Origin of the sequence: Pelagibius litoralis, assembly GCF_011683915.1 — a bacterium.
GTDB lineage: Bacteria > Pseudomonadota > Alphaproteobacteria > Kiloniellales > Kiloniellaceae > Pelagibius > Pelagibius litoralis.
Genome location: NZ_JAAQPH010000018.1, coordinates 1 through 16,600, shown reverse-complemented (window position 1 = coordinate 16,600; position 16,600 = coordinate 1). Strand labels below are relative to the sequence as shown.

The 16,600-nt window shown below is 65.6% G+C and carries 15 protein-coding genes; 11 read left to right on the top strand and 4 right to left on the bottom strand.

Annotated elements, in window-relative coordinates:
- Positions 1–8: 8 nt before the first annotated feature.
- From HBA54_RS20660 to HBA54_RS20650, 3 genes are all read left to right on the top strand, one after another.
- Positions 9–668: an LON peptidase substrate-binding domain-containing protein gene (locus HBA54_RS20660; protein WP_167228213.1), complete on the top strand. Its 660-nt coding sequence runs from the start codon at positions 9–11 to the stop codon at positions 666–668.
- Positions 669–732: 64 nt separating this feature from the next.
- Positions 733–951 carry a Trm112 family protein gene (locus HBA54_RS20655; RefSeq protein WP_167228211.1) on the top strand — a complete coding sequence of 73 codons (219 nt, stop codon included), beginning with the start codon at positions 733–735 and terminating at the stop codon, positions 949–951.
- 126 nt (positions 952–1,077) lie between these two features.
- Positions 1,078–1,470, top strand: a complete 393-nt coding sequence (locus HBA54_RS20650) for a gamma-butyrobetaine hydroxylase family protein (RefSeq protein ID WP_167228209.1) — start codon at positions 1,078–1,080, stop codon at positions 1,468–1,470.
- 323 nt (positions 1,471–1,793) lie between these two features.
- On the opposite strand, the gene HBA54_RS20645 is transcribed toward HBA54_RS20650, so the two are convergent.
- The gene (locus HBA54_RS20645; RefSeq protein ID WP_167228207.1) at positions 1,794–2,465 is read right to left on the bottom strand and encodes an aspartate/glutamate racemase family protein; all 672 of its coding nucleotides are present in this window, start codon (positions 2,463–2,465) and stop codon (positions 1,794–1,796) included.
- Between the two features lie 200 nt (positions 2,466–2,665).
- Here HBA54_RS20645 and HBA54_RS20640 point away from each other — a divergent pair, with 200 nt between their 5' ends.
- Positions 2,666–3,919 carry a M24 family metallopeptidase gene (locus HBA54_RS20640; RefSeq protein ID WP_167228205.1) on the top strand — a complete coding sequence of 418 codons (1,254 nt, stop codon included), beginning with the start codon at positions 2,666–2,668 and terminating at the stop codon, positions 3,917–3,919.
- Between the two features lie 387 nt (positions 3,920–4,306).
- Here HBA54_RS20640 and HBA54_RS20635 read toward each other — a convergent pair whose 3' ends face one another.
- Positions 4,307–5,599, bottom strand: coding sequence for a UbiH/UbiF/VisC/COQ6 family ubiquinone biosynthesis hydroxylase (locus HBA54_RS20635; protein ID WP_167228203.1), 1,293 nt, complete (start codon positions 5,597–5,599; stop codon positions 4,307–4,309).
- Positions 5,600–6,022: 423 nt separating this feature from the next.
- Between HBA54_RS20635 and HBA54_RS20630 the strand changes: the two genes are divergently transcribed.
- The 5 genes from HBA54_RS20630 (at position 6,023) to HBA54_RS20610 (ending at position 12,486) form a co-directional block, all read left to right on the top strand.
- Positions 6,023–6,361, top strand: a complete 339-nt coding sequence (locus tag HBA54_RS20630; RefSeq protein WP_167228201.1) for a P-II family nitrogen regulator — start codon at positions 6,023–6,025, stop codon at positions 6,359–6,361.
- 38 nt (positions 6,362–6,399) lie between these two features.
- Positions 6,400–7,746 (top strand): ammonium transporter, encoded by a 1,347-nt coding sequence (gene amt / locus HBA54_RS20625; RefSeq protein WP_167228199.1) that lies wholly within the window; start codon positions 6,400–6,402, stop codon positions 7,744–7,746.
- Positions 7,747–8,115: 369 nt separating this feature from the next.
- On the top strand, positions 8,116–9,369 hold the full coding sequence (locus HBA54_RS20620) for an aminotransferase class I/II-fold pyridoxal phosphate-dependent enzyme (protein WP_167228197.1): 1,254 nt from the start codon (positions 8,116–8,118) through the stop codon (positions 9,367–9,369).
- 10 nt (positions 9,370–9,379) lie between these two features.
- Positions 9,380–11,803 (top strand): DNA translocase FtsK, encoded by a 2,424-nt coding sequence (locus HBA54_RS20615; protein ID WP_205944808.1) that lies wholly within the window; start codon positions 9,380–9,382, stop codon positions 11,801–11,803.
- On the top strand, positions 11,800–12,486 hold the full coding sequence (locus HBA54_RS20610; RefSeq protein ID WP_167228193.1) for a LolA family protein: 687 nt from the start codon (positions 11,800–11,802) through the stop codon (positions 12,484–12,486). Before HBA54_RS20615 ends, HBA54_RS20610 begins: the two co-directional genes overlap by 4 nt.
- 112 nt (positions 12,487–12,598) lie before the next feature.
- Here HBA54_RS20610 and HBA54_RS20605 read toward each other — a convergent pair whose 3' ends face one another.
- Together HBA54_RS20605 and HBA54_RS20600 are read right to left on the bottom strand one after the other, a co-directional pair.
- A complete protein-coding gene (locus HBA54_RS20605) occupies positions 12,599–13,036 on the bottom strand; it encodes a CARDB domain-containing protein (RefSeq protein WP_167228191.1) in 438 nt (145 codons plus the stop codon).
- A 134-nt stretch (positions 13,037–13,170) separates the two neighbouring features.
- On the bottom strand, positions 13,171–14,007 hold the full coding sequence (locus tag HBA54_RS20600) for a sterol desaturase family protein (RefSeq protein WP_167228189.1): 837 nt from the start codon (positions 14,005–14,007) through the stop codon (positions 13,171–13,173).
- A gap of 116 nt (positions 14,008–14,123) precedes the next feature.
- Between HBA54_RS20600 and HBA54_RS20595 the strand changes: the two genes are divergently transcribed.
- Positions 14,124–14,933 (top strand): gamma-glutamyl-gamma-aminobutyrate hydrolase family protein, encoded by an 810-nt coding sequence (locus tag HBA54_RS20595; protein WP_167228187.1) that lies wholly within the window; start codon positions 14,124–14,126, stop codon positions 14,931–14,933.
- A 491-nt stretch (positions 14,934–15,424) separates the two neighbouring features.
- Complete coding sequence (gene xth, locus HBA54_RS20590) at positions 15,425–16,216, top strand: exodeoxyribonuclease III (RefSeq protein WP_167228185.1); 792 nt, start codon at positions 15,425–15,427, stop codon at positions 16,214–16,216.
- The last annotated feature ends 384 nt before the right edge of the window (positions 16,217–16,600 follow it).

Sequence of the window (16,600 nt, the reverse complement as noted above, 5' to 3'; positions counted from 1 at the left end):
CGGACGCCATGAGCCGAACCGCCTTTGACCCTGACTTCGACGACCTGCCGCAGGTCCTGCCGGTGTTTCCGCTTGGCGGCGTGCTGCTGCTGCCGGGCGGGCGACTGCCGCTCAACATCTTCGAGCCGCGCTATCTGGCGATGTTCGACGACGCCATGGCCAGCAACCGGCTGATCGGCATGATCCAACCGGTCGAGGACGGCGAGGAAAGTGACGTGCCGAAGATCTACGAGACCGGCTGTGCCGGCCGCATCACCTCGTTCAACGAAACCGACGACGGACGCTATCTGGTGACGCTCTCCGGCCTCATCCGCTTCGACCTGCAGCGTGAGCTGCCCGGCGAAAGCTACCGCATGGTGGAGCCGAACTACGAGCGCTTCCGCGGCGACATGGAGGAGGACACGGCGGCCATCGACCGCGAGCGGCTGGTGAAAGTACTGGGCGACTACTTCGAGGCCAATTCCATCGAAGGCGACTGGGAAGCCATCGAGCAGACCGGCGACGAGCGGCTGGTCACCTCCCTCGCCATGATCTGCCCTCTGGCCGCACCGGAAAAGCAGGCCCTGCTGGAAGCCATGGGCCTGACCGAACGCGCCGAAACCCTGACCGCCATCATGGAGATGGCAACCCACGGCGGCGACGGCGAGAGCGAAGCCAAACACCACTGACCGGTCACCCCCGGCCGGTCATCAGCGTCCGGCCCCAACCATCAAGCGGACCCGAGCGAGAGCCATGCCAGAGAACACCACCCCCGCAAGCCCGCCCCCCGCGGCCCACAGCGCCGTCGATCCGAAGTTGCTGGAAATCCTGGTCTGCCCCTTGACCAAGGGGCCGCTGGACTACGACGCCGAAGCGCAGGAGCTGATCAGCCGCCAGGCCCGCTTGGCCTATCCGATCCGCGACGGCATTCCGATCATGCTGGTCGACGAAGCCCGCCGGCTGGACGACTGATGTTTGTTCGACTGACGTCGAAGCGGTTCCGGCCCGCTCCCCCTCCCGGCCGCCCAATGCGTTTATCCTGGTGGGGGGCCGGGTGGGGGAGCGGGCCGGCGCCGTCTAAAACGAAAAGAACCTGAGATGACCATCCAGGAAGAAAACCAGCAGAGCTTCGGCACCGAGCATTGGCCCGAGGAGATCCGCTATGTCTCCGAGGACAAGGCGCTGGTGATCCGCTTCGACAGCGGCGAAACCTTTACTTACCCGGCCGAGTTCCTGCGGGTCGAGAGCCCCTCCGCCGAGGTTCAGGGCCACGGGCCGGGGCAGAAAACAACCGTCCCCGGGCGCCGCCACGTCGGCATCATGGCGGTCGAGCCGGTCGGCAATTATGCCGTGCGCCTGAAGTTCGACGACCTGCACGACACCGGCATCTTCTCCTGGCAGTACCTGCACAAGCTGGGCCGCGAGCAGGACGGTCTCTGGCAGGCCTATCTCGACAGCCTCGCGGCAAAGGGCCTCAGCCGCGACCCCTAACGGGCTGCTGAAGAAGGACTGTTGAACCCTTGGCCATCCTTCGAGACAGCCCCTAACGGGGCTTCCTCAGGATGAGGTCTCCTGTAATTGACTAGAGCAGATCCTGGTCGGATGGAATCGCCGGAGGCGATCCATCGACCGGGTGAATCTGCTCTCACTGTTTGATGGCGATCGGATTCACATGTTTTGGCGCAACCACGAAGTGGTTCCGTCAAAACATGATCCGATCTAGTGAACCTCATGCTGAGGAGACCGCATAGCGGTCGTCTCGAAGCATGCCCGCGGCAAGTTCTCGGTTTTTCCAGCAGTTTGCTGGAGAAAACTCATCGCGCCGCCGCCTCGATCAGGTCCTCGAGATGCAGCAGTGCGCAGTCGACGGCCTTGAAACCCGGGTCGCGGCCGTCGAAGGCGAGGAAGAGATCGGTGCCCGCCAGCAGCACCGCCTCGGCACCGGCGCCTTCACAGAGATCGCGTCCGCAGTCGAAGAACACCTGACGCTGCGCCTCGGTGACGACACCCGCCGTCGCCATGTCGACATAGCTCTGGTGGACCGCATCCAGAAAGCCGTCGCGCGGCGGGAGAACTCGCAGCATCGGAAGGCAGCCGTACATCGCCGACTGCATCACCGTCCTGGTGCCCAGGATACCGACGGTCCTGTAGCCGGCTTTCTGAAGCCGGTCCGGCACAGAGGACAGCAGGTCGATCACCGGCAGCGGCGAGACCGCCTTGAAATCTTCGATACAGAAGTGGCCGCCAATGGAGGTCACCGCCACAACCTGTGCCCCGGCGGCGGCCAGGCGCCGGGTGAGCCCCAGGAAGATCGCCGCCTGCGCCGCCGTGTCATTCGTTGAAAGATGCGCCAGCAGGGTCGCGGCGTCCGCATGGGCGATGGTCAGGTCAAGGGTCTCCGCCCGTCCGGCGAAGGCCTTGATGAGCCGGCGATAGTAATGGTCGGTCGCCGCCGGGCCGATGCCGCCGATCAAACCTATGTGCATGGTCTCGTCTCCGCGATGTCATTCAGGCGGCATACCGCAGGTTAGAGGCCCACCCGGCGGTTCGGCAATGGCGGAGAAGTATCGAGACAAAGACCAAATGATACCTTTCCCATCCCCGCCATAGGGGGCGTCGCAGGCGGACAAGACGATGATTGTAGCGCTGGCAAGCTGGAGCGGAAAACCGAGAGGGAGCGATTGCCATGGCGCCTGACGGAACACCGCTAACGCAAGCCCCGCCGACCGGCCTGGGAAGCGCCGACAAAAACGGCGTCGATAAAGCGGCGCTGCGCGCCTGGCGCCTGGAGCGGCTGCGTGCCGAACTGCGGCGTCGCGACTATGCCGGCATCCTGCTCTACGATCCGATCAACGTCCGCTACGCCACCGACAGCCGCAACATGGCGGTCTGGTGCCTGCACAACGCGGTGCGCTACTGCTTCGTCGCCACCGAGGGGCCGGTGGTGGTCTTCGACTTCCACAACTGCGAACACCTCTCCGAGGGCATCGAAGTCATCGACGAGATCAGGCCGGGCACATCCTGGTTTTACTTCGAGGCCGGACCGCGCTCGGCCGAACAGGCCGGGGTCTGGGCGGCGGAGATCGCCGAGCTGGTGATCCGCCACGGCGGCGGCAACCGCCGCCTCGCCGTCGACAAGTGCGAGCCCCTGGGCGTCGCGGCGCTGCAGGCGCTTGGTATCACCATCCATGACGGCCAGGAGGTGACCGAGCTGGCCCGGGTGATCAAGGGCCCGCAGGAGCTGGCCTGCATGCGCGCCTCCATCGCCGTCTGCCAGGAAGCCATGGCGCAGATGCGCCGCCAGCTGACGCCCGGCATGACCGAGAACCAGCTCTGGGCGGTCATGAACCAGGTGAACGCGGCCAACGGCGGCGAGTGGATCGAGACCCGCCTGCTGTCGGCGGGCGGACGCACCAATCCCTGGTTCCGCGAATGCAGCGACGCGGTGATCGAGGCCGGCGACATCGTCAGCTTCGATACGGACCTGATCGGCCCCTACGGATACTGCGCCGACCTTTCACGGACCTTCTTCTGCGGCGATGGCAGGCCCAGCGACGACCAGCGCCGCCTCTTCGGGCTGGCCCGGGAACAGATCCAGGCCAACACGGCGCTGTTGAAGCCGGGCCTGGGTTTCCGCGAGCTGTCGGAGAAAGCCTGGAACCTGCCGGCCTCCTGCGCCGCCAACCGTTACTCGGTGGTGGTCCACGGCGTCGGGCTCTGCGATGAGTATCCGGCGGTGAAGTATGCCGCCGATTTCGCAAGGTCCGGCTACGACGGCGTCTTTGAGGCCGGCATGACGGTCTGCGTCGAAAGCTATATGGGCGAGGAGGGCGGCCACGAGGGGGTGAAGCTGGAACAGCAGATCCTGATCACCGAAACCGGCCCGGAGCTGCTGTCGGATTTCCCTTTCGAGGAAGCGTTACTGAGCCGGGAGGTCTGAAACTCTTCCCGACACCATGACCGGCCGTCACCACCGGGGTCAGCGCGTTTATCCATACTTCGGCCAACCCCGAATTATCGCCGATACGTCTGTGTGGCGGGCACTATGGAACCAGAAACAAAAGCCCCCTCACCCTCCCGCTACGCGGGCCCCTCCCTCTCCCACAAGGGGAGAGGGATTTGCGCGGCCCCGTTTCTGCCTTCTGTCCAAAGAGGCGGGGCATTCGTGACAGCTTCAATACTACCCCCCTCTCCCCTTGTGGGAGAGGGTCGGGGTGAGGGGGCTTTGTTTCTGATTCTATCGCTTGCAATCACATCTCGTCCGAAGGCGTAGCGTGGTTTCGCGCCCTGGGGCGACATCGGCGGGTGCGACGGCCTTTCGAAACCGCTAAAGCGTTTCGCCCTTCACCAGACGCGGCAGGTCGCCGACCAGGCCCATGGCGTGGCGCATGAAAAAGCGCTTCAGCGGCGGCATGCGATTGACCGCCGCAAGACCCAGGTCGCGCAGCAATCGCACCGGCGGCAGGTCGGTGGAGAACAGCCGGTTCAGGGAATCCGTCGCGGCGATCAGCGCCATGTTGTCGAAGCGGCGCCAGCGCTGGTAGCGCTGCAGGACGGTCGCCGAACCGATGTCGAGGCCGAGGCGGCGGGCATCGACGACGGCCTCCGCCAGCGCCGCCACATCGCGCAGGCCGAGGTTCAGGCCCTGGCCGGCGATCGGGTGAATGCCATGGGCCGCATCGCCCACCAGGGCGAACCGCCGGTCGATGTAACGCTCGGCATGGAGCAGCGACAGCGGATAGGACCAGCGCCTGTGGGACCAGAGGCTGAGCCGGCCCAGGGAGTCGCCGAAACGGCGCTGCAGTTCGCCGGCAAAGCCGTCATCGTCCAGCGCCAGCATGGCCGGCACCAGCGCGGACCGCTCGGTCCAGACCAGGGAGGATCTATGGACCGGGCGACCCTCACCGTCTTGCGCGTCGGTCATCGGCAGCAGCGCAAAGGGCCCGGACGGCAGGAAGTGTTCATGGGCGACGCCGTGGTGGGGAAACTCGTGCGCCACCGTGGCGACGATGCCGGTCTGGCCGTATCCCACCTCGGTCACCGCGATGCCGGCGGCCTGGCGCTGGGCCGAGGCGCGCCCGTCGGCGGCGACCAGCAGCCGCGCGGTAACCGCCGTTCCGTCATCCAGCCGCGCCGCCACGCCGGCGGCGCCGCGCGTCACCGAAACCAGTTCGCCCGGCGCCCGCAGATCGAGGCCGGGCAGGGCCGCGGCGCGCGCCAGACAGGCCCGGCGGATCGCCGTGTTTTCGACGATATGGCCAAGCGGCCCCCCATCCCCCGGCACATTATCCGGCACATCACTGTGGCTGAAATGCAGATACAGCGGCGAGGCGCCGCCGCGCCGCGCCGCGCCCGGCAAGCCGTCGGAGATCCGGATATCCAGGATGGGCGAAGCCGCATCCGCCATGCCGTCCCAGAGGCCGAGCACCGTGAGCGCCTGCCGGGAACCGCGGGCGATTGCCGAGGACCGCCCGTCGAAGGCCTCTTCGCGCATCGCCGAGGGGTCCAGGCGGTCGACCACCATGACCGACAGTCCGGCATCGGCAAGGGCCACCGCCAGGCTCAGCCCGACCATGCCGCCGCCGGCAATCAGTACTTCGGTTTCAATTCGATCCGCCATCGGGTCCCTCGCATCAGCCTGAACCAGCTATCGCGCGGCGTCGCGGCTTTGTCCAGACGCCGCTTGTCGCAGGGCCCGCTTGCCGCCGGGATCACCGGAGATCCGGGGGCCCGGCCAGGCTATACATTATCTGTATACTGCCTAAAATTTAATCTCCCGATATCGATTGCGCAAAAAAGCGGCAATACTACGCCGGAGTGGAGCGCCCATGCTGTCGCCACGCCCTTGCCCGCAGCGACGGGATTCCGGCTTTTTTTGCGATGCAGCATCATTTGGCACGGTTCTTGACTCTCCCCCGTCAGAGATCGCCTGACACCGGGTAACGCAAGAGCCCGGCCGGAGGACCGGCGGTCAGCCCCTTCGTGCACCCTTGGGGCTCTTGTTTTTGTGGTGCTGCTGATGAGGAGAGGGGAAAGCCTGATCATGAAAATGGTGATGGCCATCATCAAGCCGTTCAAGCTGGATGATGTGCGCGAAGCGCTCACAGGGATTGGCATCGAAGGCCTGACGGTCAGCGAGGTCAAAGGCTACGGCCGGCAGAAGGGGCAGACCGAGATCTACCGCGGGGCGGAGTACTCGGTGAACTTTCTTCCCAAGGTGAAAATCGAAGTCGCGGTTTCCGACGACCTGGTCGGCCAGGTTGTCGAGACGATTCAAAGCTCCGCCAATACGGCGCGCATCGGCGACGGAAAAATCTTTGTTTTGGACATCGGTCACGCCGTGCGCATCCGCACCGGCGAAACCAATGCCGAGGCGCTCTAGGAAGGGGATCTGAACACATGAGAGTTACGGGAAAAACCATGAAGCGGACGGCCGGCCTGACGGGCCTTGCCGGTGCCGTTCTGCTGCTGGCGACGACGCCGGCGCGCGCGGCGGTCTCCGAGGAGACCGCCTTCGTCTTCAACACCTTTGCGTTCCTGGTGAGCGGCTTCCTGGTCATGTGGATGGCCGCCGGCTTCGCGATGCTGGAATCGGGCCTGGTGCGCACCAAGAACACCGCGGCGATCTGTCTGAAGAACATCGCGCTCTATTCCGTCGCCGGCATCATGTACTACGTCGTCGGCTATAACCTGATGTACGTCGACGTGGTCAAATACTTCGGCTCGCTCAGCTTCCTCTACAACACCAGCGATGCGGAAATCGCCCTGCTGGCGGCGGAAGAGGCAACGCCGGAGCTGATCGCCGCCGTCACCGGCAACGGCTATTCGGTGATGTCCGACTGGTTCTTCCAAATGGTCTTCGTCGCCACCGCGGCCTCTATCGTCTCCGGCACCCTGGCCGAGCGCATCAAGTTCTGGCCCTTCATGATCTTCGTGGTGATCCTGACCGGCGTGCTCTATCCGATCCAGGGTTCCTGGACCTGGGGCCAGGGCTGGCTCACCCAGATGGGCTTCTCCGACTTCGCCGGCTCCACCATCGTTCACTCCGTGGGCGGCTGGGCGGCCCTGGTCGGCGCCATCATCCTGGGCCCGCGCAAGGGCAAGTACGGGGCCGACGGCTCGGTCCACCCGATGCCCGGCGCCAACCTGCCGCTGGCGACGCTGGGCACCTTCATCCTCTGGCTCGGCTGGTTCGGCTTCAACGGCGGCTCGCAGCTCGCGCTCGGCTCGGCGGCGGACGCCTCGGCCATGGCGATCGTTTACGTGAACACCAACCTGGCCGCGGCAGGCGGCGTGGTGGCGGCGATCTTCCTGACCCAGATCGTCTACAAGAAGATCGACCTGACCATGGCCCTGAACGGCGCCATCGCCGGTCTGGTGGCGATCACCGCCGGCCCGGACCTGCAGAACCACTTCATGTCGATCGTCATCGGCGCGATCGGCGGCGGCCTGGTGGTCTTCGCCATCCCGCTGCTCGACAAGCTGAAGATCGACGACGTGGTCGGCGCGGTTTCCGCCCACCTGGTGGCCGGTATCTGGGGCACCCTGGCCGTCGGCATCTTCGGCGGCGCCGACCTTGTCGTGCAGGTCGTCGGCATCGTTGCCATCGGGGCCTTCATGGTGGTCACCAGCGCCATCGTCTGGATGGCCCTGAAGTTCTCCACCGGCCTCAGGGTCGACGAGGAAGCCGAGGAAATGGGGCTCGACAAGGCGGAACTGGGAATGGAGGCCTATCCCGAGTTCGGCCATGGCTCGCAATCTCTGTAAGGGCCCCGGAAGAGCCTGAGTGAGGCAACAAGCACGTTTTTCCGATGATTGCGTCTGATCGATAAAGGGTCCCCAGGGGCCGTCGTACCAGGCAAGTGCAATTATCCTCTGCCAAACTGGCCCGGAAGCATCGCTTCCGGGCCCTTTTTTTGCCCAAATTGCAAGGCAGGCTTTCTGCTATTGAAACCCGCTTTGGCGCTGTAGGGCCCGGTAAGCGGGTCCTGTGACGCCGCAGTACTTGTGACCTGGGGGCCAGGCCGTTAGAATCGTTTGCGTTTTGTACCGCCCCCGGGTAGGCCGCCCGGACCGGAGCATGACCCGGGCGCGGCAGCAGTCCGTGACATCCGAACCCTGAGGATTCAAAGCACCTTGGCCGACCGCCGTTCCCTGCAAGCTTTTCATCCTTTCGCGAGGCTGAGCCGTCTGCTCGACCGCAACCGGCCGGGCGGCGCCGGCGATCCGATCCTGCTGTCGATCGGCGAGCCGAAGAACCAGCCGCCGGGTTTCGTCGCCGAGGAGATCGCCGCCCAGGCCGCAAGCTGGTCGCGCTATCCCCTGCCGCGCGGCACCGATGGCTACCGCGAGGCCTGCACCGACTGGCTGAACCGGCGCTACGCCCTGCCCGAGGGTCTGCTGTCGCCGGCGCGCTCCGTCCTGCCGCTGCCGGGCAGCCGCGAAGGCCTGTTCTTCTCCCTGCTGGCGGCGGCGCAGGATCACCAGGGGGCCGAGCCGCCGGTGGTCCTGATGCCCAATCCCTTTTATCATGTCTATGCCGGGGCGGCGGTCGCGGTGGGCGCTGAGCCGGTCCTCGTGCCCTGCACGGCGGAGAACGGCTTTCTGCCCGACTATGCGGCCCTCGACCGCGATATCCTGGACCGGGCGATCTTCTGCTTCCTCTGCTCCCCCGCCAATCCGCACGGCGCCGCCGCCGACCTGGAACAACTCGGCAATCTGATTGCGCTGGCGCGGCGCCACGACTTCATCGTCGCCTTCGACGAGTGCTATGCCGAGATCTACGACGACCAACCACCGGCCGGCGCGTTGCAAGCGGCAGCGCTGAGCGGCAGCGGCGAGGACGCGCTGGACCGGGTGCTGGTGTTCCACTCGCTTTCCAAGCGGTCCTCCGCCCCCGGCCTGCGCTGCGGCTTCGTCGCCGGGCCGGCAAAACTGATCGACGGCATCGACATGGCGCTGCGCGTCGGCGGGGCCGGCGTGCCGCACCCGGTGCTGGCCGCCGGCACCCGCCTGTGGCGCGAAGAGAGCCATGTCGAGGCCAACCGCGCCTACTACCGGGAAAACTTCGCCCTGGCCGAACACCTGCTGGGCAACCGCTTCGGCTTTCGCAAACCCGACGGCGGTTTCTTCCTCTGGCTCGACGTGGGCGACGGTGAAGCCGCCGCCTTGAAGCTGTGGCGCGAAGCCGGTGTCAGGGTGGTGCCGGGGGCCTATATGAGTGAGGCCGACGCGAACGGCCATAATCCGGGGCAGCGCTACATCCGCGTCGCCCTGGTTTACGATGCGGCCACGACCGAGGAAGGCCTGAGGCGGATCGTCCAGGTCCTGGCAAGCGACAGCGAAACGCCACCGCCCGCTTCGGTGATGGCCGCAGCAACGGGGGATTAGACCCATGGCTATGCGAACGAGCAACGCCGGCACCCGCGAAGGGCGCCCGCCGCTGCTGCCCAGCGGCACCGGCGCGTTCTTCAGGAAACGCGCGATCGAACTGGCCGGCGCCCTGCTGGCGTTCTTTGCTTTCGCGGTTTTCGTGGCCTGCCTGACCTACAACCCGCAAGACCCGTCGTGGAACGATGCGGTCGGCGGTATCGACAATACGCCGGTCAGCAATCCGCTGGGCCTGTTCGGCTCCCACACCGCCGACATCATGATGCAGTCGCTCGGCGTCGCCGCCCTGCTGGCGCCCCTGGTGCTCTTTGCCTGGGGCTGGCGCCTGCTGCGCGAACGGCAACTGCCGAGCCGCTGGTGGTGGCGCCTGGCGGCCTTCCCGACCGGCCTGATCCTGCTGGCCATGGCGCTGGAGTCCATCCCGAAGCCGGATTCCTGGCCGCTGGACAACAAGCTGGGCGGTTTCGTCGGCGATCTGGCGCTGACCGAGCTTGGCCTGTTTCTGGGCGTTCCGTTCTGGATTCTGGCCTTCGTGGCCTTTCTGGCCGGCTTTGCCGGGCTGTTGTTCTCGCTGGGCCTGACCCGGCCGGAGTGGCAGATGCTGCGCGGCGGCCTTGCCTGGGTCTTCGGCGGCGCGCGGCGCGGCATTCGCATGGCCGTGCAACGCCAGAGCCAGGAGGAGCCGGGCGAAGCCAGGGCGGCGCGGCGCGCGGCACGCCGCCAGCGCATCGAACCGAAGCTGGACGGGGACGACCCGGGGTATGGCCCAGGCTACGATGGGGAGCCGGCCGCCGCCTTTGCCATCGAAGAGGACGACGAACCGGCGGAGGCCGCCGCCCTGGTCGCCACCAAACCGCGCAACGCCAAGCCCGGCAAGCGCGCCCGGACCGCCGCCCAGGGCCGGCTGGACCTGGGGGCCACCGGCGCCTACGAGACCCCGCCGCTGACCCTGCTGGACCTGCCCAAGGGCGCCGGCAAGAGCCAGGGCCTCAACCGCGATTCCCTGGAAAAAAACGCCCGCATCCTGGAAACCGTGCTGGAAGACTTCGGCGTGCGCGGCGAAATCGTGAAGGTGCGGCCGGGCCCGGTCGTCACCCGCTACGACCTGGAGCCGGCGCCGGGCACCAAGACCAGCCGGGTGGTGGGCCTGGCCGACGATATCGCCAGATCGATGAGCGCCGTTTCGGTGCGCGTCGCCGTGGTGCCGGGCGACTCGGTCATCGGCATCGAGCTGCCCAACGCCAAGCGCGACACGGTCTATCTGCGCGAACTGCTGGCCGCCGAGGACTACGAGAAGAACGGCGGTAAGCTGCCCCTGGTCCTGGGCAAGGATATCGGCGGCCTGCCGAGCCTGGTGGACCTGGCCCGGATGCCCCACGTGCTGGTCGCCGGCACCACCGGGTCGGGCAAGTCGGTGGCGATCAACGCCATGATCCTCTCGCTGCTCTACCGCCTGGGCCCGGACCGCTGCAAATTCATCATGGTCGACCCGAAGATGCTGGAGCTTTCCGTCTATGACGGCATCCCCCATCTTCTGGCGCCGGTGGTGACCGAACCGAAGAAGGCCGTGGTCGCCATGAAATGGGCGGTGCGCGAGATGGAGGAGCGCTACCGCGCCATGTCGCGCATGGGCGTGCGCAACGTCGAGGGCTACAACGACCGCGTCCAGGAGGCACAGCGCAAGGGCGAGGTGCTGACCCGCAAGGTGCAGACCGGATTCGACCCGGAGACCGGCCAGCCGATCTTCGAGGAGCAGCCCTTCGATCTGGAGCCCCTGCCGCTGATCGTGATCATCGTCGACGAACTGGCCGACCTGATGCTGGTCGCCGGCAAGGACGTGGAGGCGGCGATCCAGCGTCTGGCACAGATGGCGCGGGCCGCCGGCATCCACCTGATCGTCGCCACCCAGCGTCCTTCGGTGGATGTCATCACCGGCACCATCAAGGCGAACTTCCCGACCCGGATTTCCTTTCACGTCACCTCCAAGATCGACAGCCGCACGATCCTGGGCGAACAGGGCGCCGAGCAGCTGCTGGGCCAGGGCGACATGCTCTATATGGCCCAGGGCGGGCGCATTACCCGCGTGCACGGCCCCCTGGTGACCGACCAGGAGGTCGAAGACGTCGTCGCCTTCTTGAAACGACAGGGGGAGCCTTCCTACATCGAGTCCATCACCGAAGACGCCGAAAGCGATATGGACGGCGGCGGTGCGGTGGGCATGGGCGAAAGCAGCGGCGACGACCTTTACGACCGCGCCGTGGCGGTGGTGCTGCAGAATCGCAAGGCCTCGACCTCCTTCGTCCAGCGCCACCTGCAGATCGGTTACAACCGCGCCGCGCGGATCATCGAGCGGATGGAGAACGAAGGCTTGATTTCAGCAGCAAACCACGTCGGCAAACGCGAAGTGATCCCGCCGGGCGGCGGCGACGTATGACCAGTCGCTTAATTCTACCGCGCCGCAAACTGCTGAGGCTGGGGCTGGCCGCCGGGATCGCGGCCGCCGGCGGCTTCACCGCCGCAACCGGCGTTGCCGCGCAAAGCCAGGAAGCCTTGGGCGCCCTCTCGCCGGACCAGGTTTCGGCCCTGTCGCGGATCGAGCGCTTTTTGAACGACATCAGCACCCTGCAGGCGCGCTTCGTGCAGGTGTCCAGCAACGGCGGCTATGCCGAGGGCGACGTCTTCGTCGACCGGCCGGGCCAGATGCGCTTCGACTATGACGCGCCGACCCCGGTGCTGCTGATCGCCAACGGCCTGACCCTGCTGTACTACGACAAGCAGTTGAAAGAGGCGACCTTCCTGCCGCTTTGGGAAACGCCGCTGTGGTTCCTGATCCGCGAAGAGGTGCGCTTCGACGAGAATGTCGAGATCGTCGGGATCGAGGAGGCCCTGGGCACCCTGCGGGTATCGCTGCGCGACCCGGACACGCCCGACGGCGGCACCATCACCCTGGTCTTCACCGACCGGCCGCTGACCCTGCGCAAGTGGGAACTGACCGACCCGCAGGGCATCAAAACCCAGGTGTCCCTGGTCAATCCCGTCTACGGCGAGGCGATCGACGGCGATCTCTTCAAGTACGGCGACCTGGAAGTCCACAACAAGCGCAACCGCGACCGCTAGACCTGCAGTCTTTTTCGGCGCAGACAAAAGAACGGCATCCCCAGGGATGCCGTTCTGTTTTTCCTGATGAACGCCGGGCCGCCTGTCGGCAAGGCCCGCGCCGGAAGCAGCCTTAGAAGTTGAAGGCGTACTTGTTGTTGTTTTCCTTGGTCTCGGCGACCGCGTTGTTGTGGTCGGCAAACAGGATGATGCGGTCGCCTTTTCGCGCCGGCTTGTTCAGAACGACCTTCACCCAGATGAACTGTCCGGCCTTGATGTGAATGAAGGGCGTGGTCGCGGCACCGCTGTTGCCGGGCGCCATGTTGTTGGCCTGAAGCAGGGCGCCGGGGCTGTTGACCGTGCCGGCATTCTTGATCTGCACCATCAGCTCGTTGCTGGTGCCGCCGACAGAACCGGCATGCAGGATCACGAAGTCCGGCTTCGCGGCTTTTTTCTGATAGGTCAGGCCCGGCGGCGTCGGCTGGCCCGGCTTGGCACGGTCGGCGGCGGTTGCGCTGTGGATGGAACCGAAGGCCAGAGCGGCCAGGAGGGCAAAGGTAAGGGTCTTCATGTCTAACTCCCCAAGAGTTATTGAGTAAAAGAAAAGCAATGAAAACGGCGAAGCAGCGCCGTTCAGGGGATCAGTCGCGGGGAGCAGACAGGTGGTTCACGGAATTCGGGGAGTACCCCCTTTGAGGCAGGCCGTCAGTCCGGGCTGCGGCTTTTCGCAGACGGCAGGACGGCCGGAGCGGCGCGCAGCGGATGGACCAGCAGCGAAACGAAACCTTCCTCCGCCCGCCCCTCGACGCCGATGGGCATGGCGAGGTCGCGCGGCTGCGCGCTGCGCGATCCGAAAAGCCGGTCCCAGAAGCTGAACAGGGTGCCGTAGTTGGAATCGGTATCGCGGCGCAGGGCGTGGTGGTGAACCCAGTGGATCGAAGGGGTAATGATCAGGCGCGCCAGAACCTGTTCCAGGGTCGCCGGCAGACGCAGGTTGGAGTGATGGAAGATCGCGCCCAGCAGCACCAGAACCTCGAAGACCAGCACCGAGGTAAAAGGAAAGCCGAGCAGCAGGACGACCGCGGCGCGGGCCAGGGCCGAGAGCACCACCTCGCCGAAATGAAAGCGCAACGCCGAGGTGGTATCGAGGAAGCGGTCGAGATGGTGGACCTCGTGGAACCGCCAGAGGAACGGCACCTCATGGTTGGCCCGGTGCCACCAGTAGATCAGCAGGTCGAGCAGCAGGATATCCAGGGCGAGGCCCGGCAGGCCCTGCCACCAGTCGGGCCGCCAGGAAAGGGCATGGGTCGCGGCCCAGAAGGTCAGCGGCAGGATCAGCAACGGCGAGAGTGCGGCATTGAGCAGCCAGAGCCCCAGATTGCGCCCCAGGCGCCACCAACCGCCCGCCGGTTTGCGGTTATCCCCGGGGGCAGGCAGGGGCCGGGCCGCCGGCAGCAAGCGCTCAGCCACGAAGAACGCCAGAACCCAAAGCCCCACCGCCAGCGACTTCCAACCCAGAAGCGTTTCAAGCTCTGCCACCATGACTGCTGATATGGCAGGCGCCGGGCGCCGCCGCAAGTAACGCCGCCGCGATGGGGCCCCCTGTCCCCGGGCAAGGCCCCTTGTCAGGGCCCGGGACGGAGCGTACCTAGAAAGACATGAGCAATGGCCCTTCCTTCACGGCTGCCGCCCTGGTCGGCGTGCCGGCCTGTATCCACGACAAAGACGGTCAGCCGTTCCATGCCGTGGGCGACAAGTACGTGCGTGCCCTGGCGGTCTGCGCCGGGGCCGTGCCCCTGATGATCCCCTCGCTGGGCGAGGACCTGCTGGACCTGCGCGCCCTGCTGCGGCGCCTCGACGGCCTGATGATGACCGGCAGCCCGTCGAACGTGCATCCGGACCACTATGACCAAGCGGAAACCCCGGAAGCAGAGCCTTTCGACCGGGCACGCGATGCCACCAGCCTGGCGCTGATCCGCCTGGCCCTGGAGGAGGGTGTGCCGCTGCTGGCCATCTGCCGGGGATTTCAGGAACTGAACGTGGCCCTGGGCGGCACCCTTCATCCCCGCGTGCATGAGATCGACGGCCGCATGGACCACCGCCGCCCGCAGCACCCGGAGTTTGACGTTCAGTACGGCCCCAAGCATCCGGTCCGGCTGCGCCCGGACGGCCCCTTTGCCACCATGGCGAGCGCCGAGAGCCTGATGGTCAACTCGCTGCATTGGCAGGCCCTCGACCGGATCGCCGACGGCCTGACGGAGGAAGCCTGGGCCGAAGACGGCACGGTGGAGGCGGTGAGCGTCAGCGGCGCTGATGCTTTTGCCCTGGGAGTTCAATGGCATCCGGAATACAAGGCCTGGGAAAACCCCTTTTCCGCCCGCCTGTTTGCCGATTTCGGGACGGCCGTGCAAAACCGGGCAGCGCTGCGAAGAAACCCGGAAAAGCCGACTCTTACCGCTGTCTTCTGACAAAACGGCCGGCGCTAACAGGTTGATATTAAAATACTTCTTGTGCGATGCTGTCGACGGTAGCGGCGCGCCGGCAAATAATCGTGCGGCGCACGCAGATGTGAGATTGCAAAGCCGGCGATCGATCCTAAATTAAATATTAACAGCCGGTGCCGCAAAGGCCGCCGGCACAAGGCGGAAGAATGCATTCCCCTGCCTTTCTTCCGCTTCTCCGCGGAGAAATGGAACGCCCGGATCCCCCCCGACCGGGCGTTCCTTCTTTTCCGGGCCCGGCTTCTCAAAAACGCCGATGCAGCCCGCCGTCCAAATCCGGCTCCGTCAGTTCACCTGTCAGGAGAGTCGCAACTTCGGCGCCGCCGCACTTGAAACCACGGGGCGGAGCGCGATAGCTTCGCCGGAGCGCCGACTTTATTCGTTTCGCCTTCGAAACAATAGAAATTCCACCGTTCCGCTTCCGGAACAACACCCCCGTCTGCCACTTTGGAGCGCCCATGCCCCTCAGGATCGCCACCTGGAACGTCAACTCCCTGCGCCAACGGATCGACCACCTGGCGCGCTTTGCCAAGGACCATGAACCCGACGTCATCTGCCTGCAGGAGATCAAGATGACGACCGAGAGTTTTCCGGCGGAAGCCCTGGCGGAAATCGGTTATCCGCACGCCCAGGTGCACGGCCAGAAAGGCTACAACGGGGTGGCCATCATCTCGCGCCGGCGCTTCACGAAACCCGACCGGCGGGTCTGGTGCGGACGCGACGACTGCCGCCATGTGGCGGTCAATGTCGGCGGTGTCGAGCTGCATAACTTCTACGTGCCCGCCGGCGGCGATATTCCGGACCCGGAACGAAATGACAAGTTCGCCCACAAGCTCCAGTTTCTGACCGAGATGGCGAAATGGGCCCGCAAGGACAAGCTGGCGGAGCGCAAAGCGGTGCTGGTGGGCGATCTGAACGTCGCGCCGCTGGAGAACGATGTGTGGAATCACAAGCGCTTACGGCGCAACGTCGGCCACACCCCGGTGGAGGCCGAACACATGGCCAAGCTCTGGGCAGCCGGTGGGCTGATCGATGCGCCGCGCCACTTTATTCCGGAACCGGAACAGCTTTTCACCTGGTGGGGTTATCGCTTTCCCCAAGCCTTCGCCAAGAACTACGGCTGGCGGCTGGACCACGTCCTGGTGACCGAGGCCCTGCGTAAGAGCATGAAAAAGCTGACAATCGCCCGCGAGACCCGGACCTGGGAGAAGCCCTCCGACCACGTGCCGGTCGTTCTGGACCTGAAATGAAATAGCGCGCGGCCGGGGAAGACGCAGAGCCCGCGGCAATCCTTCGAGATGCGTCCCTGCATTTGCAGGGGCGCCGTCTCGGGGCATTCTGGCCCTAAAGGCCGCACCGGCTTACTCGCTGCCCTCACCCTTGTCCATCAACGTCACCCTCGGACTTGTTCCGCCTTATGGATTACATGGGGGTCCATCGGGCCGCTCGCTGGAGCCCTTGTCGGATCGGTTCGGTTTTGCCGCCACCATGGATGCTCGGGACAAGCCCACTGGTGTCCGGTTTAGATTTGGTGGACTGAGCGCACGGTGTTGATTCTACTGGTGTCCAAGCGTTTGGCGACGTCCTGGGACACGAGAAAGGAACAACACCGTGCGCCACCACAATAGCGTTTT